At 39.8% G+C, this 22,124-nt stretch carries 20 protein-coding genes and 3 pseudogenes; 19 read left to right on the top strand and 4 right to left on the bottom strand.

The window, feature by feature from the left end:
- Nucleotides 1-70 precede the first annotated feature (70 nt).
- On the top strand, nt 71-1,504 hold the full coding sequence (locus tag CW734_RS16300) for a murein hydrolase activator EnvC family protein (protein WP_101191816.1): 1,434 nt from the start codon (nt 71-73) through the stop codon (nt 1,502-1,504).
- 402 nt (nt 1,505-1,906) lie between these two features.
- Here the strand turns inward: CW734_RS16300 and CW734_RS16290 are convergent.
- Nucleotides 1,907-2,280 (bottom strand): annotated as a pseudogene (locus tag CW734_RS16290) (ArsR/SmtB family transcription factor).
- A 207-nt stretch (nt 2,281-2,487) separates the two neighbouring features.
- On the opposite strand from CW734_RS16290, the gene CW734_RS16285 reads away from it, so the two are divergent.
- The 13 genes and pseudogenes from CW734_RS16285 to CW734_RS16235 all read left to right on the top strand — a co-directional run bounded on the left by CW734_RS16285 (nt 2,488) and on the right by CW734_RS16235 (nt 13,231).
- Nucleotides 2,488-3,054, top strand: a complete 567-nt coding sequence (locus CW734_RS16285) for a copper resistance CopC family protein (protein WP_101191814.1) — start codon at nt 2,488-2,490, stop codon at nt 3,052-3,054.
- Nucleotides 3,051-4,145, top strand: coding sequence for a copper resistance D family protein (locus CW734_RS16280; protein ID WP_101191813.1), 1,095 nt, complete (start codon nt 3,051-3,053; stop codon nt 4,143-4,145). The genes CW734_RS16285 and CW734_RS16280 overlap by 4 nt, the downstream gene beginning before the upstream one ends.
- Nucleotides 4,146-4,173: 28 nt before the next feature.
- Nucleotides 4,174-4,860, top strand: a complete 687-nt coding sequence (locus CW734_RS16275; protein WP_101191812.1) for a DsbA family protein — start codon at nt 4,174-4,176, stop codon at nt 4,858-4,860.
- Nucleotides 4,860-5,300 carry a disulfide oxidoreductase gene (locus CW734_RS16270; protein ID WP_101191811.1) on the top strand — a complete coding sequence of 147 codons (441 nt, stop codon included), beginning with the start codon at nt 4,860-4,862 and terminating at the stop codon, nt 5,298-5,300. The genes CW734_RS16275 and CW734_RS16270 overlap by 1 nt, the downstream gene beginning before the upstream one ends.
- A 104-nt stretch (nt 5,301-5,404) precedes the next feature.
- On the top strand, nt 5,405-6,112 hold the full coding sequence (locus CW734_RS16265; protein WP_101191810.1) for a cytochrome c biogenesis CcdA family protein: 708 nt from the start codon (nt 5,405-5,407) through the stop codon (nt 6,110-6,112).
- Nucleotides 6,113-6,140: 28 nt separating this feature from the next.
- The gene (resA, locus tag CW734_RS16260) at nt 6,141-6,677 is read left to right on the top strand and encodes a thiol-disulfide oxidoreductase ResA (protein WP_101191809.1); all 537 of its coding nucleotides are present in this window, start codon (nt 6,141-6,143) and stop codon (nt 6,675-6,677) included.
- A 13-nt stretch (nt 6,678-6,690) separates the two neighbouring features.
- Nucleotides 6,691-8,349: a cytochrome c biogenesis ResB family protein gene (locus tag CW734_RS16255; protein WP_101191808.1), complete on the top strand. Its 1,659-nt coding sequence runs from the start codon at nt 6,691-6,693 to the stop codon at nt 8,347-8,349.
- Nucleotides 8,346-9,525 (top strand): annotated as a pseudogene (gene ccsB / locus CW734_RS16250) (c-type cytochrome biogenesis protein CcsB). Before CW734_RS16255 ends, ccsB begins: the two are co-directional and overlap by 4 nt.
- A gap of 371 nt (nt 9,526-9,896) precedes the next feature.
- Nucleotides 9,897-10,037 carry a hypothetical protein gene (locus CW734_RS19285; RefSeq protein ID WP_232787109.1) on the top strand — a complete coding sequence of 47 codons (141 nt, stop codon included), beginning with the start codon at nt 9,897-9,899 and terminating at the stop codon, nt 10,035-10,037.
- 33 nt (nt 10,038-10,070) lie between these two features.
- Nucleotides 10,071-10,325, top strand: a complete 255-nt coding sequence (locus CW734_RS19280) for a hypothetical protein (protein ID WP_232787108.1) — start codon at nt 10,071-10,073, stop codon at nt 10,323-10,325.
- A complete protein-coding gene (locus CW734_RS19275) occupies nt 10,322-10,597 on the top strand; it encodes a hypothetical protein (protein ID WP_232787107.1) in 276 nt (91 codons plus the stop codon). Before CW734_RS19280 ends, CW734_RS19275 begins: the two co-directional genes overlap by 4 nt.
- Nucleotides 10,598-11,094: 497 nt before the next feature.
- Entirely contained in the window at nt 11,095-11,640 is a 546-nt protein-coding gene (locus CW734_RS16240; protein ID WP_232787284.1) for a recombinase family protein, read from the top strand.
- 1,195 nt (nt 11,641-12,835) lie between these two features.
- A complete protein-coding gene (locus tag CW734_RS16235) occupies nt 12,836-13,231 on the top strand; it encodes a hypothetical protein (RefSeq protein ID WP_157824179.1) in 396 nt (131 codons plus the stop codon).
- A gap of 248 nt (nt 13,232-13,479) precedes the next feature.
- Here the strand turns inward: CW734_RS16235 and CW734_RS16230 are convergent, their stop codons facing one another.
- Nucleotides 13,480-14,412, bottom strand: a complete 933-nt coding sequence (locus CW734_RS16230; protein ID WP_101191806.1) for a hypothetical protein — start codon at nt 14,410-14,412, stop codon at nt 13,480-13,482.
- Nucleotides 14,413-14,951: 539 nt separating this feature from the next.
- Between CW734_RS16230 and CW734_RS16225 the strand changes: the two genes are divergently transcribed.
- The 5 genes and pseudogenes from CW734_RS16225 (at nt 14,952) to copZ (ending at nt 19,386) form a co-directional block, all read left to right on the top strand.
- Nucleotides 14,952-15,434, top strand: coding sequence for a hypothetical protein (locus CW734_RS16225; protein ID WP_101191805.1), 483 nt, complete (start codon nt 14,952-14,954; stop codon nt 15,432-15,434).
- Nucleotides 15,435-16,739: 1,305 nt separating this feature from the next.
- Nucleotides 16,740-16,877, top strand: a pseudogene (locus CW734_RS16215) (IS1595 family transposase); the annotation flags it as partial.
- Between the two features lie 88 nt (nt 16,878-16,965).
- Entirely contained in the window at nt 16,966-17,529 is a 564-nt protein-coding gene (locus CW734_RS16210; protein ID WP_101191803.1) for a hypothetical protein, read from the top strand.
- A gap of 594 nt (nt 17,530-18,123) precedes the next feature.
- Nucleotides 18,124-19,128 (top strand): type I glyceraldehyde-3-phosphate dehydrogenase, encoded by a 1,005-nt coding sequence (gap, locus tag CW734_RS16205; RefSeq protein ID WP_068870869.1) that lies wholly within the window; start codon nt 18,124-18,126, stop codon nt 19,126-19,128.
- 51 nt (nt 19,129-19,179) lie between these two features.
- Nucleotides 19,180-19,386 carry a copper chaperone CopZ gene (copZ, locus tag CW734_RS16200; protein WP_068870867.1) on the top strand — a complete coding sequence of 69 codons (207 nt, stop codon included), beginning with the start codon at nt 19,180-19,182 and terminating at the stop codon, nt 19,384-19,386.
- A 441-nt stretch (nt 19,387-19,827) separates the two neighbouring features.
- Here the strand turns inward: copZ and CW734_RS16195 are convergent, their stop codons facing one another.
- Nucleotides 19,828-20,532, bottom strand: coding sequence for a hypothetical protein (locus CW734_RS16195; protein ID WP_101191802.1), 705 nt, complete (start codon nt 20,530-20,532; stop codon nt 19,828-19,830).
- 24 nt (nt 20,533-20,556) lie between these two features.
- Nucleotides 20,557-21,996: an MATE family efflux transporter gene (locus CW734_RS16190; RefSeq protein ID WP_101191801.1), complete on the bottom strand. Its 1,440-nt coding sequence runs from the start codon at nt 21,994-21,996 to the stop codon at nt 20,557-20,559.
- Between the last annotated feature and the right edge of the window lie 128 nt (nt 21,997-22,124).

Below are 22,124 nucleotides of genomic sequence, written 5' to 3'. Positions count from 1 at the left end.
ATATTTTAAGTTTTTCTAAATAGAACGATATAGAGAGAAATGAATTGGGATTTGAAAGGGGAAACGAAACATGATATCGAAATGGATGTTGACTGGTTTGACTTCTGTATTGGCTTTATCACTGCTGGTACCAACAGCAAGTGCTGATACACTAAGTGAACTAGAGCAAAAGAAACAGCAAGTTGAACAGAGGCAAGGCGAATTAAACTCTGGAATCAACGAAAAGTCGAATGAAATATCTAAAAATAAGTCCACATTGGAAGAAATCATGGCACAAATTCAGGTACTTGATGCTAAAATTCAAGAAACTGGAGCGAAAATCGCTAGCGTTGAAGGCACTATTGCACAAACAAAAGAGGAAATTGAAGAATTAAAGGCTTCAATTGTTGAACTTGAGCAAAAAATTGCTGAACGTACGGAATTACTACAAGAACGGGCACGTGCCATCCAATTAAGTGGAGGCTCGGTGGATTACATAGATGTATTACTTGGCGCAAACAGCTTTGTTGATTTCATCGACCGTTTTTCAGCCGTGAATACGTTAATCGAAGCAGACCGTAACATCATGCGTGAACAGGCGGCAGACAAAGAATTGCTGGCTGAGCAAAAAGCACAAGTTGAAACAAAACTTGCTGAGCAAGAAGAACGTCGCGCAGAGTTAGAAACTCTTAAATCTTCACTTGATGGGCAAAAAGCGGAGCAAGCAGGTCTTGGGAGAGAATTACAAGCTGAACAAGAACGTTTAGCAAGTGAGAAATCCAATTTAGAGGGTCAGCGTGCTGAAGCTCTGGACATCAGTGCGGAACTGGAAACACAAATTGTGAATGAACAGAAGCGTCTTGCAGAAGTGGCAAGAAAAGCTGAAGAAGAACGTCAGCGCAAGTTGGCAGCAGAACGAAAAGCTGCGGCTGAACAGGCGGCGGCTGAACAACAAGCAGCTGAAGAAGCAGCTGCCGCGAGACAAGCTGAAGAAGAACGAAAAGCTGCGGCTGAGAGCAGTACAAAATCAGCAGCTGTAAAAACACCGAGCGTGGAAAAATCCGTAGAAGCGAATGCACCAGCCAGTGAGTATGAAGCTCCTGCAGCAGCTTCGGGGTCTCCGTTTATCCGACCAGCAGCAGGCAGAAACACCTCTAATTTTGGATGGCGTGATATTGGAGATGGACCTGAATTTACCGCAGGCATGGACATTGCTAATGTTCCAGGTACACAGGTAATGGCAGCAGCCAACGGCTACGTTTCAAGTGCTGGTACGATGGGCGGACTAGGTAATGCCGTTGTCATTACACATTCAGTCAATGGGCAAACGATGACGACGGTATATGGCCATTTGAACTCGATTGACGTTTCTACTGGTCAGGCAGTATCTCAGGGACAACGAATTGGTGGCATGGGGAATACCGGGCGTTCGACCGGACCACATCTACATTTCGAAACACATATCGGCATCTGGAACGGTTCAAGTTCCAATGCAGTTGATCCACGAAATTATATTGGATCTTAACAAAAACAGCCGACATCCCAAGAGATGTCGGCTGTTTCTTTATTTCATTTTCTCTTTAAGTTATCTTCTTAATATTTATTCTTCATCAGTCGAAGAGAGTTCAATACGACAATTAATGTGGTGCTCATGTCAGCGAAGATAGCCATCCAAAGAGTGAGCAACCCTGGGATGATTAAAAGCAACGCCAGTATTTTCAATCCTAGTGCAAAGGCACCGTTTCGAAAAAAAGGGTCAAATGATTTTCTCACTTTTTCCAACTGTTCATATAGAGGCTTCACCGGCAACTGAGATTTTCGAAGCGCCGCAATTCAACTGAACATCTTGAACAGAAAGAATGTTCCGAATGTTTTTCTCGAATTTTGCCGTACAGATTACGCATTTGATAACCATTCGTTTCTTTGCTCATTTGTATCGATCCTCTTTGGCGTGCTCCAACGCAATGCGTACCAGTTGCTTTACGTGATCATCTGTCAGTGAGTAAAAGACCAATTTCCCTCTTTTTTCATATTTCGCTAAGCCCATATTTCGTAAATAGCGAAGATGATGAGAGGCTGTGGCCGTTGTAGTCTCGAGAATATTGGCGACATCACATACACATAGTTCCTTTCCAGCGTTAACGCATAGGTGATCTTTAAGCGCGTTGCATCCGAAAGTGCTTTGAAAAGCAATTCAACTCCACTGATTCCAACGAGCTTGGGCTGAATTCGCTCAATCACTTCTTCGTCATAGCAAAAGGTTTGGCAAGTATCTTGTTTTGTTCCAACTTTAACTTTGATTTTATTTCATCCATGGTTCCACCTCATTCAAATGTTCGTTTGATTATGTCCAGTGTAGGAAAATTCGAAACTTTGTCAATCTTATATTCAAACGATTGTTTAAATGTTGTTGTTCGCCTGTTAGAATGAATGGGGAATAAAAAGAAAAAGTGCTGTAAAAGCATCAGTTTTACAAGAAAAAAGTTACGAGTAAAGAGGTGAAGTCTAGTGAAAAAAGTGGTCTTATTCCTATTATTTTTCTTATCTCTAACATCATCAGCCGTCTTTGCGCACACCGCATTGGAAAGTGCTAACCCTGCAGAGGGAGATGTAGTCACCGAGGAATTGCAAGAAATGGTATTGGAATTCAATACCGACTTGGAACAAGGAAGCTCTTTTACGGTGGAAGATGAAAGAGGACAGGAAGTTCCAATAGGTGTTGAAATTGGTGGACAGTCCATGACAGGGACGTTAGGGGCGGCAATAGCAAACGGCACCTATACGGTCAACTGGAAGATCATCGGAGCTGATGGCCATCCCATTGAAGGAACTTATGCCTTTACCCTAAAAGTCAGTGAGGACTTAATCTCTTCAGGGATAACAGAAGAAGCTACGCCGTCCACTGAGGACGAACTGGCAGACCAAGGGGAAACGGAAGAACCTCTAAATGAAAATCTAGCGGCTCCTCAGGAAACGACTAATGCACCTTATGTGATGGTGATTGTGTTGATGATACTGGCAGTGATTGCTGTTGGCACGTTGATGTGGGTGTCGAATAAAAGGGGAAATAAATGATTTGGATTTATGTAACAGAGACTCTGCTGTATCTATGCTTTTCCCTGTTGATCGGTACATTGGTGATTCAACTGGTTCCGTCTCACCTAAAGCCCCACTTGAAAATCAACAAACGTGTGTTGCAAGTGGCCATTCTGGGAATCGCCTTCTTGTCTGCGGCACCGGTCATTCGATTAATTCTGTTTCTCTATGAAGATATCGGTCTTTTAGTAACAACTCAAAATGTCATAGGAGAATTCGAAGTTGGGCAAGCCTGGACCGTAACTGTTTTTATTTCGGTATTTTTCTACCTTTTTGTGTCGCTTGTTCCAGTCTTTAAAAGAAAAGCATTTATAGGCATTGCGCTTGTTTTTTCCTTTATTCTGCTTTTGGCGGTGGGATGGGCAAGCCATGCAGCTTCCCTGACCGACTGGAGTGGCTTTGTTGTTCATACGCTGCATTTTACAGCTGTCGCGGTTTGGGTAGGCTTGTTGTTGGTGGTGAGTTGGTTTTCGACTACTGCACAAAACTGGCTGTCCTTTTTAAAATGGTATACACCGGTAGCCCTCAGTTGTTTGGCGATTGTCGTCGGTTCAGGAATTTTTATCATGACATTGGCGGTGGATGTAACGGAATATCAAGATGCTTGGATGATGCCCTACGGCCAGGCAATCTTGCTGAAGCATTTACTGGTACTCCCTGTTTTGTTGTTCGCTTGGATTAATGGGGTCTGGATGAGAAGAAAACTCCAACGTGGAGAAGACATAAATCCGGTTCCTTGGTCAAGGGCAGAAAGCGTCGTCTTGCTGTTGATTTTTGCGGCAACTGCCGTATTGGGCCAGCAAGAGCCTCCTCATTCCATTGAAGCCTACTTGAAGGGAAGTGGTGCCTCCGATCTCTTCCGTTACTTTTATTCGGGGCAGATCGATCCCGCGATGCACCTGCAAGTTGATTTCACTCTTCTGGGCTCGTTGTTCTTTGGGGTAGCTGTCATTTTTGGTTTTCTTGTTCTCTACTGCTTTAAGCAGAAGGCACCTTCATTCGTTTCCTTATTAATGAGCCTATTTAGTGTGTTGGCATTGTATGTAGGATTGATGATGAGTATTTCTTAAATAAACCTATACAGAAAAGAGGAAGATTATGAATAACAATCAGAAAAAAGCTAAGCCATCCGGCTTGAAGTTTGCGGTTCTCTTAACATCTTTAGCAGTTGTGATTTTGGTTGCGATTGTGGTTTTGACTAATCAACAAGAAGCGCCAGCAGTGGAAACGGCACAAATCGATCTCAGCGGACAGCCGATTTTAGGCGAAGAAGAAGCTCCAGTTACAGTCGTCGAATTTGGAGACTTCAAATGTCCTTCTTGCAAAGCGTGGGGAGAAACGGTTTATCCGCAACTCGTTCAGGATTACGTGGACACAGGAGAGGCGAAGTTTTCCTATATCAACGTTCTTTTCCATGGAGAGGAATCTACGTTAGCTTCTCTAGCGGCAGAATCCGTTTATCAGCAAAGTCCGGAAGTTTATTGGGATTTCCACAAAGCTCTATTTGCGGCACAGCCAGAAGTAAACCATGACGGGGCCTGGATCACTCCTGAAAAAGTTCTGGAAGTGACAGCAGTTTATCCATCAATCGATCAAACGAAATTGAAAGAAGATATGGAAAAGCAAGCCACAATGGATGCTGTGGAAGTTGACACAGCGTTAGTGGAAGAAGCTGGAGTTGCCCAAACACCGACGATTGTTATCAATGGGCAGACATTAGAAGATCCGTTTGACTATGAAGCGATTAAAGAGCTGATTGAACAAGAATTGATGGGTGAGGAGTAATGGAGAAAGAAAGAATACAATCCAGCCAAAATGCGATTTTGTTATACGGTGCCTGGTTTGTGGCATTGATTGCGACACTTGGCAGTCTGTACTTCAGTGAAATCAAAGGATTCATTCCTTGTGAACTTTGTTGGTATCAACGAATCGCGATGTATCCACTGGTCTTGATTTTAGGAATTGCCACATTCCGGAACGATGCAAAGGTATTTATTTACGTCTTGCCTTTATCGCTTTTGGGAGGAAGTATTTCGATTCTCCATTACCTGGAACAAAAAGTACCTGGCTTCGGGGGGATTAAACCCTGTGTTAGTGGTGTTCCCTGCAGCTCTGAGTATATCAACTGGTTTGGATTTGTGACAATTCCTTTCCTCGCGCTGATTGCCTTCATCTTGATTTCAGTAGCCATGGTGGTCTTAGTGGTCAAAAACAAGAAGGATTGACCTTCGATTTTTCAGCGTTACCTATCGATTCCGCAAGAAGTCCGTTTAAATCATAAGCAGGTATGACTGGTTCATGCTGTAAATTTTTATAAGGAGATGACCATGTGGCAGAAGTCAGTTTACTTCTAGCGTTTGGTGCAGGACTGTTATCATTTCTTTCTCCCTGCTCCCTGCCGCTGTATCCAGCTTTTCTCTCGTACATTACCGGTGTTTCAGTGAATGACTTGAAAACCGAAAAAGGCGTGATGAGGCGCAATGCGTTGATTCACACCATTCTCTTTTTAATCGGCTTTTCCATCATTTTTTTGGCATTAGGATTATCCACTTCATTTATCGGATCGTTCTTCTTGGAAAACCAAGCTCTTTTACGGCAATTAGGTGCGATTTTGATGGTATTTTTCGGTTTGGTACTTACAGGTATTTTGAAGTTTGATTTTTTGTTGTCAGATAAAAAAGTCCATTTCCAAAAAAGACCCTCTGGATATGCCGGTTCTGTTTTGATTGGTATTGGATTTGCGGCAGGGTGGACGCCTTGTACGGGACCGATTTTGGCAGGGGTCATTGCACTTGGCGTAGCCGATCCGGATAGAGGGCTCCTCTATATGCTGTTTTATGTGTTAGGCTTTGCGATTCCCTTCCTTTTGATGTCCCTGTTCATTGAGAAAATGAGCTTTCTAAAGAAAAAGAGTGCGCTTTTCATGTCAATTGGCGGCGCATTGATGATTCTGATGGGTGTTTTATTGTATTTTGATATGATGACAGAAATTATTGCTTTCCTTTCTCAATTCACAGGAGGATTTACAGGATTCTAACTGATTAGATAGAAATGAGGGTTTTTACATGACAGTTAAAAAGAAAAAGCGGTCTTATGTACGGGCGGCTATCTTACTGGTGATGGCAGGAGCCATCGTTTTTACGATTTACAACAGCTTTGCAGGTGAAAAAAGTGAACTATTGCAAGTGGGAGATGAAGCTCCGGACTTTGCCTTAGTGGATCTTGAAGGTAAAGAACATCAATTATCGGATTACCAAGGTCAAGGCGTGTTTGTGAACTTCTGGGGGACTTGGTGCAAACCGTGTGAGAAAGAATTTCCGCTGATGGAAAAACAATATCAAGTGTACAAGGACCAAGGCGTTCAAATCTTAGCCGTCAATATTGCTCAGTCCGATTATGAAGTGAGACAATTTGCGGAACAACGGGATTTAACCTTTCCGATTGTGATTGATAAAACCAAAAGTGTAATGGAAGCTTACAACATTCGTCCCTTGCCTACTACACTGCTGGTCAATCCTGAAGGGAAGATCACGAAAATCATTACCGGGGAGATGTCTGAAGAGGACATTGCCAGCTACATGGAAGAAATCAAACCCGAATAAGGAGATTTTTTAGATGGAAAACGTACAATGCCAATGTGGCCATACGAATCCTCCTGGCACGAAGCTTTGTGAGTCGTGCGGGCGCTCTTTGACTGAAAAAGATCAAAACAGCAAGCTAGTGGATATGCGTTATGAGGGCACAGCCAGACGTTCCCAAACCTATAATAAATCCATCATCGATAAAATTTGGAACTTCTTTTCAAGTGTCAAAGTAGGAGTCAGCATTATTGTCGTCCTGTTGGTAGCTGCAGCCATTGGCACGATCCTGCCCCAGCAAGCTTTTGTTCCAGCGAGTACCGAAGCAACGATCCAAGCTTATTATGCCGATACGTACGGCAGTGTTGGACGCGTCTATCATGCGCTTGGGTTCCATGACTTATACAGCTCCTATTGGTTTATCGCATTGGTCGGGATGTTGGCCATTTCGTTGGTAATTGCCAGCTTGGACCGTTTCGTCCCGCTTTATAAGTCGTTAAAGAACCAACGGGTTTTGCGCCATCCAAGCTTTATGGACAAGCAGCGCATTTATGGCAGCGGCCCTGGGGCTGAAGATGCACTGGAAAAAGCAGAAACGAAATTAAAAGAGTTGAAATACACTGTCCGGACAGAAAAAAATGGACTATTGGCTGAAAAAGGCCGTTTTTCCCGATGGGGCCCCTACGTCAATCACATCGGTCTGATTATTTTCCTTTTCGGCGTCATGCTGCGGATGATGCCCGGATTTTATGTCGATGAAACGCTTTGGCTGCGCGAAGGCGAAACCAGAGCGATTCCTGAAGTGCCGGGCTATTACCTGGAAAACAAAAACTTTAAATTGGAAACGTATACGGGCGAAGGAGAAGACGCGAAGTTCGGGGAAGCAATCGATCGGGTGGGAACGGTCGTGAAGAACTACCAAACAGATATCGTTCTTTATCAAGAGCCGGAAGATAGCCTGCCCGGTGCAACCGATAACTTGGAAGTCGTTCAAGAATACCCGATCCGTGTCAACCAGCCGTTGAAATTTGATGGCTATGCCGTGTATCAAATGGATTATAAACTGAATGAATTAAAGGCAATGACATTCGCGTTGACGAACAAAGAAACGGAAGAATCATTGGGGGAATTGACAATCGACTTGATTAATCCGGATGCACTGTACGAATTGGAGACTGGATCAACAGTAGAACTGCTTGGTTATTACCCAGATTTCTCTGGTTTTGAAGATGGAGAACCGCAAACTGCGACCCCTTTGCCAAACAATCCCGGTTTCCTGGTGGAACTGACTACCCCAGAAACACCGGAAGGGGAAACAAGCTTTATCACCATCCAGAATACGGTGGAACCACTCGGTGAAAATCAATACAAATTAACCTTTCAGAATGCGGATACGCGTAATGTCTCCGGTTTAACGGTTCGCAAAGACAGCACCTTGCCGATTCTTGGCCTTGGCGGTTTGATCTTCATGATTGGTGTCGCGCAGGGGATGTACTTTAACCACCGCCGTTTCTGGATTCAGCAGAAGGCTGATGGCACGATCCTGCTTGCTGGCCATACCAATAAAAACTGGTTCGGCTTGAAGAAAGACCTGGATCGAGTGGTTGACTCTGCTAAATTGCCTGCTTACACAGATCAGCAGGATGAAATCGATAAAAAAGAGAAAGCGGAAAAGGAAGGTGAGTCTTCGTCATGACATTAACCGAGATTAGCTCGAATTTACTGTACGCTGCGTTCTTTGCTTACCTGATTGCCACTTTCGTTTTTGGTGGAGCTGTTAAAGGCAATAAGAAAGGAACGTTCAACTCGGAACAACGCTGGGGAAAAGTAGCGATTACGATCACCGTGATTGGCTTTCTTGCAAACCTCGGCTATTTCTTCACCCGGTGGATCGTATCGGGACATGCACCTCTCAGCAATATGTTTGAATTTACGACAGCGTTCGGCATGACGCTTGTAGGAGGATTCATCATTCTTTATTTCCTCTATAAAACACCCGTTTTAGGAATGGTTGTATTGCCGGTGGCCTTGTTGATTATTGCGTATGCAAGCATGTTCCCGAGTGAAGTCAGCCCGCTTATCCCGGCGCTTCAAACAAACTGGTTGGCGATTCACGTCAGCACGGTTGTCATTGCGGAAGGGATCTTGGCCATGAGTGCGGCAGCGGGGTTGATTTACTTGCTCAAAGGGGTGGATTTGTCAAAAAAGTCAAAGCAGCGATTTTGGCTGGAAGGAATTCTGTATTTTTTGGTGCTAGTCGTAGGTTTTGTTATTTCAAGTTCTTACTTCACCCTAACAAATTATGAAAACACCTTTCAGTATGTGAACAAAGATGATCAGGAAGCCACGATTATTTATAACATGCCCCTATTTTCGGTATGAATGAATCGGTTCCAGTAACAGAGGATGCCATGACACCACTAGTCGAAACCCCAGCGTTAGTAGATGCTAGTAAACTGACGACTGTCACGTGGTCTTTGTTAGTTGGAACTGTTCTATATGTCCTAATTAGATTGATTACCCGCCGGAGAATATCGCAACTTATTCAACCACTAATGAAAATGTCAATCTTCAACTGATGGATGAAATTAATTACCGTGCAGTGATTATCGGCTTTCCATTATTTACTCTGGGCGCGCTGGTCTTTGCCATGATTTGGGCCCAAATCACCTGGTCCCGTTTCTGGGGTGGGACCCGAAAGAAGTCTGGGCGTTGGTTACTTGGTTATTCTATGCGGCCTATCTGCATTTACGTCTCGGTAAAGGCTGGCAAGGTGAAAATCAGCCTGGTTGGGGTAATCGGTTTCGCGATTATCATGTTCAATTTAATAGTTGTCAACTTGATCATTGCGGGACTACATTCATACGCGTAAAAAGGCGCCTCTAGGGCGCTTTTTACTGTTAGCTTTAATTTATGAACGACTCTGGAAGTGACTCAACCAAATTTCGTTGGCTTATGGGCAACTTATCAAAACACCTTCATTCGCTGCTTTATTGTGCGATTTTTCTTTTGTTTCAGAAACTCTAACCAAAACTAGCTACAACACAGAAAACTGAGGTGGAAATATGTTCAGGAAATTAGTGATTTTATTATTCGTCGTATTTTCATGATGCTGATTATTTTACAGCTATCATGTTTTGAAAAATGAAGTCGAGGTCTATTCGGACAAAGAAGTGACGTTGGCGATTGAAAGCCTATGTTCATCAACTTAAGTGAACCGGTAGCTACAGAAAAGGCAGCGATATGACAGTTGTCTATGACATGTCTTTGCTTGGCCTGAATGTCGGAACTTACACATTGGTCGAACGGACACTGGAAAATGGGACATCGCTCATTTTGAAGAAATTGAAAATACCGGATGGATTCCATATGCTCTATCCTTGAATATCAAAATCTGGCCGAGGTCGACTTCAAGTCATGGAACCCGGAAGCTGTGGCAAGCCTGGACGAAAAATTTATGGTCCCGATCCGACAACAAATCCGTATGGAGTCTTCACTAAAGGAAATACAGAAATTTTGCAGGGGAATGTCTTCGTTTCACGTAACCTGCAGCTGGGCAATGGGGACTGGGTACAAGAGCTTCGCCACGAAATCCCTGAATTTACTTTAGAGGAAGGTGTTTTAGCTAAAATTACTGGCTGCCGCCAAAACATCAGAGCCAAACCTGGATGATGATCGGGCAAGAACCATTGTTCGAAACGGAAGAAGCAGAAGATGGGTGGATCACTTTTTCGCTTGAAAACCGTCTAGCCCAGTTAAACTGGCTGACGCCTGAAGGGCCATTGGTCAAACTGCAGTTGACCGATGATCCTCGTACACAACTGGCTTATGGCTATACAACCGAACGGACAGCAAACGTAAGTTTCAACGAATGGAATGAAAACTCGCCTTCTCTGTTCTTTGAATCCATGATGTTGAATTCAGAAAACGACTTGCAGCGATAATCGATAAATTCGTTGAAATTGATACTTTGCTTTAGCAAGTTTCCAATTATGTACGGATGTTACCGCTAAGCCCATAACGACATTTAATTTCCATTCATTGGGATAGCTATCAAGGTTCCAAGCAGCACCGTCACATAGATATTCCCTTTTATAATTGAAAATCCAGATCGATTTGCAAAACCATTAGTTTTCTTATTTGCTAGACGAGTAAAAGTTTACATATGAGGGATTATCGGTAGTTTTCTAAATGAAATATAGATATAAAACCAGTAATCTTTATATAAGATTACTGGTTTTCTTAACTCCTGTGCAAAATATAGCTTAAAATTGATGCAAGTTATCTCTTAAAGTGACAACCTTCTTCTTTTTATACTCTTTTATATCAAAACTCATATCAGAAACTATCCATCTTAAACGAATGTATTTGATATAATTAATCTGATAATAGAAGTGAGAAGAGGGATTTTATGATTATCGGATATGCCTGAGTTAGCACGATTGATCAATCGTTGAATTTACAATTGGATGCACTAAAAGAGTTTGGCTGCGAAGAGATTTTCCAGGAGAAATTATCTGGAGCAAAAGATGATCGGCCGGAACTGCTACAAGCGATAAAGATGTCACGAGCTGGCGATAAGTTTGTCGTGTATAAATTAGATCGATTAGCCAGATCTACAAAGCGATTGATTGAAATTGCAGAACTACTTCGAGAAAAGGGCGTCGAGTTTGTCAGTATTCAAGATAATATCGATACTGGTACTGCAGCTGGGAAAGCGATGTTCGGGATGCTATCAGTATTAGCTGAATTTGAACGAGATATTATTCGGGAACGAACAATGGCTGGATTAAAGGCAGCTCGTGCGAGAGGAAGAAAAGGCGGTAGACCAAAAGTAAATCAGCAGAAGTTAAATCAAGCGATTGCTCTCTATCATTCACGAAGAATGAGCGTGAAGGAAATACAGGTAGCTACTGGAATTTCAGCTGCCACATTATATAGAGCTATTAATAAGGAAAAGGAATGCAAAAATAATTTACAACTCTAATAATGAAAATAGAATAGTGGATTAACAAACAAGTAATTAAAATTAGTAAAAGAGGTGCAGAGCATGATGGAAGGATTAACGATTGGTAGCATCTTAGCAGGAATGATAGCTTCTTTATTGATAGGGGAGGAATAGTATACAAGGTTATAAAAATAAAAAGAAAAGTAATAAGGGGATAGAACAGAACAAAGGAACAACTCAAATAGCATTGCAAAATCTAAAGGTAATTCAATAAATGTAGGAAAGGATATAAATAATGAAAAAGGGGATTGAACAGAATAACGGGATAGTCCAAGTTGGTCTTCAGGACTCTGATAACAATGAAGTGACAATAATAGTTACTCCGCGAAATAATGGAAAATTAATGGAACAAGGAAGACACGACGAAGCAATTGCAGAACTCAAAAATGCATGATATGGTAGGACAAAGTCATCCATTCTATCCTTATTATAAGTATAAAACTATACATTTTGGAAATAAGATGGTTTTACAACATGAACCTCTAGATCGGGAGGTAGCAGAACGATATCCGTTGATTTTAGAGGTAAAGCTACACTGTCGATGAGAATGAGTTTGAAGAAGGTGAATCTTTTGAAGAATTATTGGCAAGAAAGCGCCTCTCGCAAGAAATAATAAAAATTGATATGAAATTTTAGAAACTTGGATTGGTGAACAAAAGATTGAAAATGATTTCACTTTAGAGCAAGAAGCAGTAAAAGGTGGAGAATGGGTTATTATGCCTGAAAATTACCGCCTCCACTCAGGGTGAAATTAGCACTGCGCGGAGAACAAGAACATATAATAGTAGAATATTTAGAGCTTAGACTAACTAAATTAAGCAAAAAGAAAATTTAATAGTCATTAGTAACGAGCAACAAGAAAATTGTCCATACTTATTAAAGTTATTAATTGATTACAAAGATGAACAAGAACAAAAGGAAACATTTAAAGGAAAAGTCAATTTTTGTTAAGAGAAAACTTCAAAGGTTTAGTTAAACCGGAGAAAAATGCTAGAGTTTATAAAATACACAAGAATGTGACGTTCTAGATATTGTTGATATTGAAAGACAAAAATCTATATTTTGACTGAAGAATTTTCGTTAGATGATAAAGAGGATTTAAAGGTTATTAAGAGAAAATATCGTTTTAAATGAATTAATAGAAATTGAAGATTTCTTTGATGTGAAATTTAGTTTGGACTTAGAAATCAGCGCTGCTGATTTTATGAATATCGGTATTCTAAAATCGATAATAAAAAGAACCTATAAAATATACATTCAAGCAATTTCATTAATGCTAGGTGATAAGAAAAGTGCATTAGGTTTTTATCAAAATACAGTCGATGCAAAAGGGGTTCTAATTACAGCTGAAGAAAGGGAAGAAAAAGAAATTCAGTTATTTGAAGCTTCTATTAAAAATATACATACAAAATGGACTCTAGATAATGTGAAAATTGCAGATTCAGAAAAGCTTAGAAATAAATTAAAATATATGGAAGAAGGAGATACAGTAAAAGTTAGGTTTATTCCGGGTACAAAAAATGAAATTACCTATGAATATAGCTTGCAAGACTATAAAACAGAAGGATAAGATAAGTTTTTAGAAATCTTATCCGTAACCTTATAATGAAAATGATATAAAAAAACCTCTAACCGAAGTTAAAGGCCTACTAATTAAGCTATTGCGGAATTTCTGGGAGATCCATTCTGGTCCGTATTTTTAAGAGGCGTAGTGGTTCAATTAAGAACAGTTCAACATATTTTAGTCCAGTTCCTTCTATATATAGTGTCGCAAAAGCGAATATAAAATATACCCATTTAGTTTCTGCTACAAGTTCTTCACTCTGGGGCCTTTTCATCTTTTGTGAGTGAATACATGCTAATTCCCAAATAGATAAACAAAGCAAGGAGTTGGCTCAAGAACAAAAGAAGGATCAAAATCCTGGTTGCTTCATCATTGTAGGTTTGAAGTGGGTATGGAAGTAGCGTAACTGGATAAGCGATGCCGACGATACTAGCATATATGAGTACCATCAAGCCTCCCCACATGCCGTGAGGTTTTCCATAGTCTTCTAAGATTTTTTTCTGTTCAGAACCTTGTTGCTTTAAGGAACTAAGTTCATTTCTGTACGTATCGCGATCTCGAGACTTCTGTTGATATGCCTGTGCTGCAGCCTGTGTACTCATTGAATTCGAAAAGAGAGATGGAGGAACATCTATATCATAGATGGACGAAAAACCAAAAGGGTCAGTTTTCGGCTTTTTGGGGAGCCGGTACTGATATTCATCATACAACAATTCATACCAGCTTCTGCGTCCTTCTAAATCTTCTGATCTGATATTAGCGAAATCCCCAAAATCCTTTGGTAATTCAGTTGAGTATTTAATTCCACTACCTTCAAACATCGTTTTTAGGTCTTTATTTATTTGTATTATCTCATTAATAACGGGTTCAAGGTCATTCATAGATCTCTCTCTATATGAACCTTCCAAATTATCTATAATCACTTCCAACGGAACTTTATCGAATATCAATTCACTGTAATATTCATTGATAAAATCTTCTCGATCTTCTTCCAGTAAATTTTCTTCAACTTCATCGAGAAGTTGTTCCTTAGTTTTGATATCCAACATGATTTCGCGCAATCTCCGTCTAATGCCACTTTGTTCACTGGAAAGTGTAATAACTCGAGAGATAAGGAATCCGCCAATGATAGCAATAAGCGCTGCTGTAGCAGTGATTACGGTTGCAATTAATAAATTCAAGTCCATGTTTATCCCCTTTTTCAGTGATGGTCAGTTGTAGTAAAAGCTTTCCTTTACCTCCAGTTTATCATGACTTCTGGTAACAATTGGCTAGAATTAATTGGAGTTAGAAAAGTATGAGATTACATCAGGCATTATTTAGCGGTTTCGCTATATAATATGATGTGCTATTTACTCTAATAGATTTCTTTAGATCTGAGAAATGCTGACTCTAGCATGTAAACTTCCAGAAGGATTTATATAAGAAGTTATTCGTGCGTATATGTATCTGTGAGTATAAGAACGTTCGTAAAGTGTTTTGACACTTTTACGAACGTTCTTTTTGTGTTTTTTTACTGTTTTTTGAGCGTTCGTAAAGGTGTACTTTTACGAACGTTTTTTGGGGCCCTCTTCAAATTCAATAATCTACCAATAAGTATCTGTATGATGTGATAATCTATAATAAAATAAAAAGCAAAAATTTAGTAATTAGCAGATGTAAAGGATTTATTTTTCGATGATGGCATGCTAAAAGAAATTGAATTGTATGGGGAGGAAGAACGAGAATGAAATCCATACGTGTCACAAAGTACAATCCTAAAAACAGGGACGCGAAGGGTCTATACACCTTAGTGGATGAATGGACTAGTATATCTGATGTCGGGAAGACGTATCATGGCCAAATTTTTACGATGGAGCAATACTTGGAGACCGAAGAAAAATACATCCGAGCTGTTGAAGTACTCATGCAAAAAACTAGGGTCAATCATTTGAAACTGCTGGATCTAGAAAATCATTCACATGAAACCGCATTAAACTTGTCTGAAGGCAAGACCATTCCCATCATCTTGATCAAGGATTTGGTCAAGATGATTCTCAGGGAAGAGGTCTGGGCCAGACTGGTTGCCAAAAATCAGTTTGAGATCCATTTCGGCTGGGATTACTATATGTATTTTGTGGGCGAAAGCCTGACGGATGACATTATCGAGGAACTTAGAAAGATTGACGACTTGTATGTGGAAGATGTGCAATCTCCTCATCTTGATTAATGAAAGAAAAGTACTAACGCCAAAACAACAGATACTTCAGTGAAACGAATGTAACTTAAGTGCAGTTGAGTTACATTCAGTTCGGCTGTAAGTTAGAAATTATGATTTAAAAGTTAGGAGGAAACAGTAGTGGGAAGAAAAGCTAAATATATTCTAATTTTCGTTTCTGGATTTCTTGTATATTTTGTAATTACAACTTTATTAGCACTTTAATAATATTAGTTTTTGTGGTTGTGAATGTAACTTATTGTGAAGTAAGTTACATTCAAATTAAGAGAAAACAAATATTAAACAGTTAGTCTATATTTGATTTTTTTGCGTTACCTGATTTCTTGTTTGTATATAAGACATAAACAGCATTTAGAATGAACAATACTATTGCGGATATTAAAAAGCCAAGTATTCCAGGTATATTAGGCCCCGTTATTAAGAAGAAAATAGTAGCTAAAACAAATGCAGTAAAGCCAGCCATACTCATTTTCCATCGGGAATTATCTAGTCTTGACATACCAACGCTCCACCTTTCTCATACAAAGAATAGTTATCTCAAAAATTACTAGTTCTGAAACCTTAAGTTCGACTAGCTTAGGACAATTATCTTTTTTAGAAAGACAATTATTGTCTTTAGTATAACTGAAATAAAGAATATTTTTTAATAATTCTGAATGTAACATAATGGTAATTAAGTTACATTCAAAAGGCCAGATAAGAGAGCTCTCCTATCTGGCCTTCGTTGTTACTCTGCCTTATTTTCAAGCTCTATTTTCTTCTGAGCGTACTTTTTTACTAGGATATTTTATTCTCCAAAGGAAAAAAATCGTTAGCAAAATATAAGATACTGTAGCAATAAGAAAAAAGGGTTTATTTTGAGAATAAGAAAAGGAATCACTAGTGAATAAGATTATAAAATAAACAGTCCATAATCCTGCGATTCGCAGGATCGAGTTAGTAAGATTAGATTTAAACATTCCATCGTCCCTTTCACCAAAATATTTTAATAATTCACTTGATACCATATATACCATTTTTCTCCATTGAGGTTTCGTTTTTTCTCAAAATAGAGATTTTAATGTTTCTGAATGTAACTTATTAGCAATTAAGTTACATTCAGATTCCTCATTCCATTAACTTGATCAGAAGAGGAAGCGAAAGTGAACTTGTTAGGAAAAATGATACATTGGTTACATTTGATTTCAATGTGGTTGTTTTGTACGAAAGATAACTTATAAATTATGAAAGTACTCTTTTGAATTATTCGCTAAAAAAGCTACATAACTACTCTACATACTTAAAGGAACCGATAGCCTATCAAGATTTCAAGTGTTAGAAGGAATTCATCACCAAAGAAATGCAGTCACAATAAATGAATTTCTAATTAAAGGAAATTTGGTTCCAAATAAGGAAACATATGATACGCTTAGGTTATCTAATTTTATTAAATAATTAAATTTCTTATTCGATTAAAGAATTAGGTGAACAGATTAAAACCGTTCTTAATGTAGAGTGATATTTTTAGAGGGGGCGTTTTTTTTTGAGAAAAGAATTAATGGTTTTTATTTCTATGATTGTAATAGCAGCGTCAGGATATTCTTTTTATTATTTTAATCAATATCATATCGAGGATAATGATGTGTCGATTCAATCTAATTTAGATACCTGGTTGAACCGACCAAACAGTGAAGAAATCAATCCAGTAGTATTAAAGGTGGAAAAATTAGGGGATACAACTTCACATATTATTCTTTTTCAATTAGAAAATGGAGATTATGGGTATGCCCGTTTAGAAAAAGGGTTAAATGGGAAATTTAAGATTGATATTGCGGCATATGGTTCTGGGCAAGGTAGAGGGCTCCAAAATGCATCATATCGAGTTACAGACACCAGTGAAGGAGAGTATATGATTTTGTATGGGAAAAATCCTGATTTGAAAATTGACCATATTTTAGCAACTGCTCATACGGGAGAATATGATTTAACATTCAATGTTTCGGAGGATAAAACGTTTTTTCAATCAGCGAAAATTCCAACTGATGTAGTACAACCTTTTCCTGCTGAATTATCATTTTATGATAGTGACAATAATGAGATTGAATGATTTCTCTCTTAATGAATTAAAGATTAGCATGGATGGTAAAGCCATTATTAACAACAAAGCAAACTTCCACATAAATTAAAGTTTATTTATTGTTTTAAAATTAACCTTAAACTTTAATATAAACAAGTGAAAAAGAGATTAAGTATACCGAAGAAGTAACAATAGAATGGCGAGAGTGGTAATTTGAAATGTAGCTGATTAAAATGGTTTACATATCATGAATTATCGGAAGCTGCACAAAGAGGAAGGGACGGAAGATGCGCTTGGAATAGCATCTACTCTCCCTTTTCTCTATTGTTGTACTTTAAAATACAGTTTCGCAATTGTGTGGATATATCAATTTAAGCTGCAATTCAAATGTAGGATTCACCCCAGCAGAACGACTTATCATTCGCTGGATAAGTAACGTTATTCAGTGAAAAGCAGGAAATAAAACAATTAAAGAATTAATTTACGGAATGAAGGAGTTTTCTAAGTAGGAATAGAAAGATATGAAATGAAAGTCGTGCAATACTTGTAATAACTTAGTAGAATCGGGCTGCCTGTTTATTCGAGCTAAAAGATGTCTGAATCTATATTAGAGGAGGAAAATAAATGACCACTAGATTAGCTATTAATGGGTTTGGACGTGTAGGAAGAACAACATTAAGAAGATTAGTAGATACAAATTCGGAACTGGAACTGGTTGCTGTTAATGATTTAGCTAATATTGAAAACTTAGCTTATTTATTAGAATTTGATACAACTTATGGGCGATTAAAGCATGATGTTCAGGTACATGAAAATGTCTTGGTTGTTGGTGAGAAGGAAATTAAATTCTACCAAGAAGCTGATGCAAAAGATCTCCCGTGGAATGAGTTGCAAATTGATATCGTGTTAGAAGCAACCGGTATTTATAAAACGGCTGATAAGGCTCAGGCACATCTTGACGCAGGTGCTAAAAGAGTAATTATAACTGCTCCAGCAGATCAGGAAACGAAGATGATTGTTTACGGTGTTAATGAGAGCATTGTTACAAAAGACGACATGATCATTTCTTCAGCTTCTTGTACAACTAATGATTTAGCTCCAGTTGCGAAAGTATTACATGATAACTTTGGAATTATAACTGGTTATATGACTACAATTAAAGCCTATACACCTTCGCAAAAATTACATGATAGCCCTAATACGGATATGAGACGCGGACGGGCAGGAGCGATGAATGCAATTCCGACTTCTACTGGAGCAGCAAAAGCTGTCGGAAGAGTCATTCCTGAATTAACCGGAATTATTGACGGAACGGCAGTGAGAGTACCACTTTTAGGTGGGGCAATAGTGGAGTTTTATACAAACTTAGAAAGAAAAGTAACAATTGAAGAAGTGAATGAAGCCATGAAAGAAGCTGCGAGTCCCTCGTTTGAATACTCTGAAAAGCTAATTGTGTCCTCAGACGTTGTTGGAACTTCAGCCGGAGGTATTTTTGATGCCACATTAACTGATATCGTTGAAAATGGGGATAAGCAGCTTGTTAAAACTGTTTCTTGGTACGACAGCGAATATGGATTTGTATCTAATCTGGTTCGTTTGACTGAACATTTTGCTCAAGTCATTAAATAAATGTCAATTGAAATAGCCGGTTTTAAATCTTCAAAAAGGAGGTGAGAAAACATGCAAACCAAAACTTTAGATGTTAGGGGAATGACTTGTGGCCACTGCAAAATATCAGTAGAAGGCGCGCTAAAAGGTTTAGAAGGAGTATCTGCTGCAGAGGTAGATCTAAACTCTGGTAAAGTGAAAGTTACCTATGACGAATCAAAAGTTTCCTCAGAGAATATGAAAGAAGTTGTTGAGGAACAAGGCTATGACGTAGCATAAAAATAGATGATATAAGTGAGTTCCCTATATTGGAAGCTCGCTTTTTTTGAAACTTGCTTATTTGAGGTGGACGCCATCCAAACATCACCATCTGGGATGCCGGTTAGCAAAAGAGACCTCACCATCCGGTACGTTTTGCCTGCCTAGTTCCGTGACATTTAGGTTTCGATTTGCAATCTATTTGTGATTTGGTAAATTTCCATAATTTCCGCACTTGTATAGTTGCCGTTGCGCTTCATCTGGATGACATTGGATTTCTTTCTCAGGATAGAGTTGTTTCAGTACCCTTTTTTGACCCTTTTTTGAAGCTATACAGAAAAACGCCTTGCATAGAATTTTGGTATTTTCATACCTTTTTTCAATGCAAGGCGTTTTTTAGTTTTATGTTTTTAGGTTAATGTCCAAAGTGATACCGAATTAATTTATGCTCTTTCTTGCAAGTTAATTTCTATCAGCGACTTTCATGACAAATGGAAAAGCGAGAACGCCCGCGTCTGAGAATTTGAATTCAACCCATAGTTTATAAAAACCAGGTGAAGGGAACTGAGCTTCAAATACGGGTTTATCTTCTGATACTGGATGGACATGGATAAATTTTTCTCCTTGTTCATCCAGCACAACTACATGGCCTAATGCCCCTAAGTAAGGCAAAGGAGTTTCGCCGTTTAAATCAAAAGATAGAGCAGCTGATTTTCCGGCAGTCAGCTTTGGATGGTGAAACGTAACGGTTTTACCCTCGACTTTTTTTGTAGCACTATCCCTTTCCGCAAGCATCTCCCAATCGATGCTAGGAGTTTCAGTGACTTTGCCAACTGTTATCGTAATTGGCTCGATAACGTAAGTCATTCCTACCGGGGTGATATCCGCGAAAGCAAGGTAACGACCCGGAGGCAGTTCTACCTCCACTTCGAAATCTCCAGAAGCATTTTCGATGGGATGGACATGTAAAAAAGTTTCTAAACCTGCACTGGTAATAACCAGGTGCATTCTTTTTTCGTGAGTTTCAGTTAAAGCTACAGCATTGTTTTCTTTATCACGGACTTTAATCGTCACTATCCCGGAGTTATAAGTGGTATTTACTTGGACTTCAAGAAGTTTTTCATCCATATCATGATGTTTATGATTTTTGTGATGTTCATGTTCCAAAAGAAACTCCTCCTTTTTTCTCCATTAGTAGTTGTTTGCATTTGTAGACATGTTTTCTTTAGTTGTTTGTGGATGGCATTGTGCCTCAGGTTCTGGTGCTTTCTCAAGTGCCATCCATCTTCCGCGACTGAATTGAATTACTAATACTACTGCACGAAAAGCAATATCAATGCCTATCGCCAGCCACACGCCAGCCAAACCCCAGCCTAACTGTATTCCTAACAAATACACGAGCAGTGTGCGGATGGCCCACATCCCAAAAGCGGTCAAGTACATAGGGAATTTCGTATTGTTCGCGCCTTGAAACGCTCCGGTCAAAACCATGAGCACGGCAAGGAAAGGCTGGAAAAGGCCCGATATTTTTAAAGCGGTTCCGATATCTCTGATCACCTCGGGGTCTTCCGTAAAGAAAGTGGCGGCCCATTCTCCAAAGAAGAACAAGACTCCCCCCAATAACGTCATACATACTACCGTGAACTGAGTGGAAAGCTTCGCATACTTTTTGGCTTCTTCCAGATTGCCGGCACCGATCTGCTGGCCAACCAAAATCGTTGCCGCGGTAGCAAAGCCATATCCGATCATATAAGAGAACACTTCAACATTTCCAGCAATTTGATGAGCCGCAAAGGCATTGGTTCCAAGTGCGACGACGAAACCGAAATAGACAATCTGTCCGGCCCGCATGACCAATCGTTCTCCTGCTGCAGGAGCGCCAAGAGTAGAGAGTTCCATTAGATGTTGTTTGTCTGGCTTCCAATATTCTTTTCTGAATGCCAGCACTTTTTCTTTGTTGATGTAATAGAAAAGGGCTAGAGTGCCGATTAAACGGGAAATGACCGTGGCTATGGCAGCACCGGCAATTCCAAGTTCCGGAATGAACAGGAAACCGAATATCAACACATAATCAAGCAAAGCATTGATGCCGTTAATGACTATACTGATCTTCATAGGCGTTTTGGTATCACCGGCTCCACGCAGAATTGCACTCATTACAAACATCAAAGACATGATGACAGAAGGAATTCCGACAATCCGAAAATATTGCGAACCCAACTCCAGGACTTCATCTTCGATGCCCATCAGCCGAAGCAGCGGTTCTGCAAAGAACCACGTAGCCAAGCCGGTGAGAATCCCAAAAAGGATTGCCAGAATAATGGACTGCTGGGAAATGTGCCTGGCTTTTTCGGGTTGGTTTGCACCCAGGAAGTTAGCAATTCGAACATTGGCAGCGACACCGATTGCCATAAAGACGGCAAAGTAAATCGCAAGGACCGCATTCGTGATCCCGACTGCTGAAACGGCTGCCAAACTGATGTGTGAAACAAAGTACGTATCCACAAAACCCAGCAATGTTTGAAAGAAATTCTCTATTACAGCAGGTATAGCTAAAATGGCGATAATCTTCAGCCGTTCTCGATCTGTCTTAGGTTGGAGAGGTTGGTGGGCCAGCAACTGCTCGTTCATGGATTTCTCCTTTCCGGATCTCGCCCCTATAAAACAAAAGCGCACGTTAAGAGGAATGCGTGACCTTGCATAGTCTTACGTTTCGCATTAAGTGATTGATAAAAAGACGGTTTTTTACTTGAATTAAG

The sequence above is a fragment of the Planococcus sp. MB-3u-03 genome (assembly GCF_002833405.1).
GTDB lineage: Bacteria > Bacillota > Bacilli > Bacillales_A > Planococcaceae > Planococcus.
This window is presented reverse-complemented; position numbering and strand designations above follow the sequence as displayed.

Excerpts from the sequence above, each read along its gene's own strand:
- CW734_RS16230 (WP_101191806.1), bottom strand. The coding sequence starts at position 14,412 with ATGGACTTGAATTTATTAATTGCAACCGTAATCACTGCTACAGCAGCG.
- CW734_RS16280 (WP_101191813.1), top strand. The coding sequence starts at position 3,051 with ATGATTTGGATTTATGTAACAGAGACTCTGCTGTATCTATGCTTTTCC.
- CW734_RS16275 (WP_101191812.1), top strand. The coding sequence starts at position 4,174 with ATGAATAACAATCAGAAAAAAGCTAAGCCATCCGGCTTGAAGTTTGCG.
- gap (WP_068870869.1), top strand. The coding sequence starts at position 18,124 with ATGACCACTAGATTAGCTATTAATGGGTTTGGACGTGTAGGAAGAACA.
- CW734_RS16190 (WP_101191801.1), bottom strand. The coding sequence starts at position 21,996 with ATGAACGAGCAGTTGCTGGCCCACCAACCTCTCCAACCTAAGACAGAT.
- CW734_RS19285 (WP_232787109.1), top strand. The coding sequence starts at position 9,897 with ATGACAGTTGTCTATGACATGTCTTTGCTTGGCCTGAATGTCGGAACT.
- CW734_RS19280 (WP_232787108.1), top strand. The coding sequence starts at position 10,071 with ATGGAACCCGGAAGCTGTGGCAAGCCTGGACGAAAAATTTATGGTCCC.
- resA (WP_101191809.1), top strand. The coding sequence starts at position 6,141 with ATGACAGTTAAAAAGAAAAAGCGGTCTTATGTACGGGCGGCTATCTTA.
- CW734_RS16255 (WP_101191808.1), top strand. The coding sequence starts at position 6,691 with ATGGAAAACGTACAATGCCAATGTGGCCATACGAATCCTCCTGGCACG.
- CW734_RS19275 (WP_232787107.1), top strand. The coding sequence starts at position 10,322 with ATGATGATCGGGCAAGAACCATTGTTCGAAACGGAAGAAGCAGAAGAT.
- copZ (WP_068870867.1), top strand. The coding sequence starts at position 19,180 with ATGCAAACCAAAACTTTAGATGTTAGGGGAATGACTTGTGGCCACTGC.
- CW734_RS16225 (WP_101191805.1), top strand. The coding sequence starts at position 14,952 with ATGAAATCCATACGTGTCACAAAGTACAATCCTAAAAACAGGGACGCG.
- CW734_RS16270 (WP_101191811.1), top strand. The coding sequence starts at position 4,860 with ATGGAGAAAGAAAGAATACAATCCAGCCAAAATGCGATTTTGTTATAC.
- CW734_RS16300 (WP_101191816.1), top strand. The coding sequence starts at position 71 with ATGATATCGAAATGGATGTTGACTGGTTTGACTTCTGTATTGGCTTTA.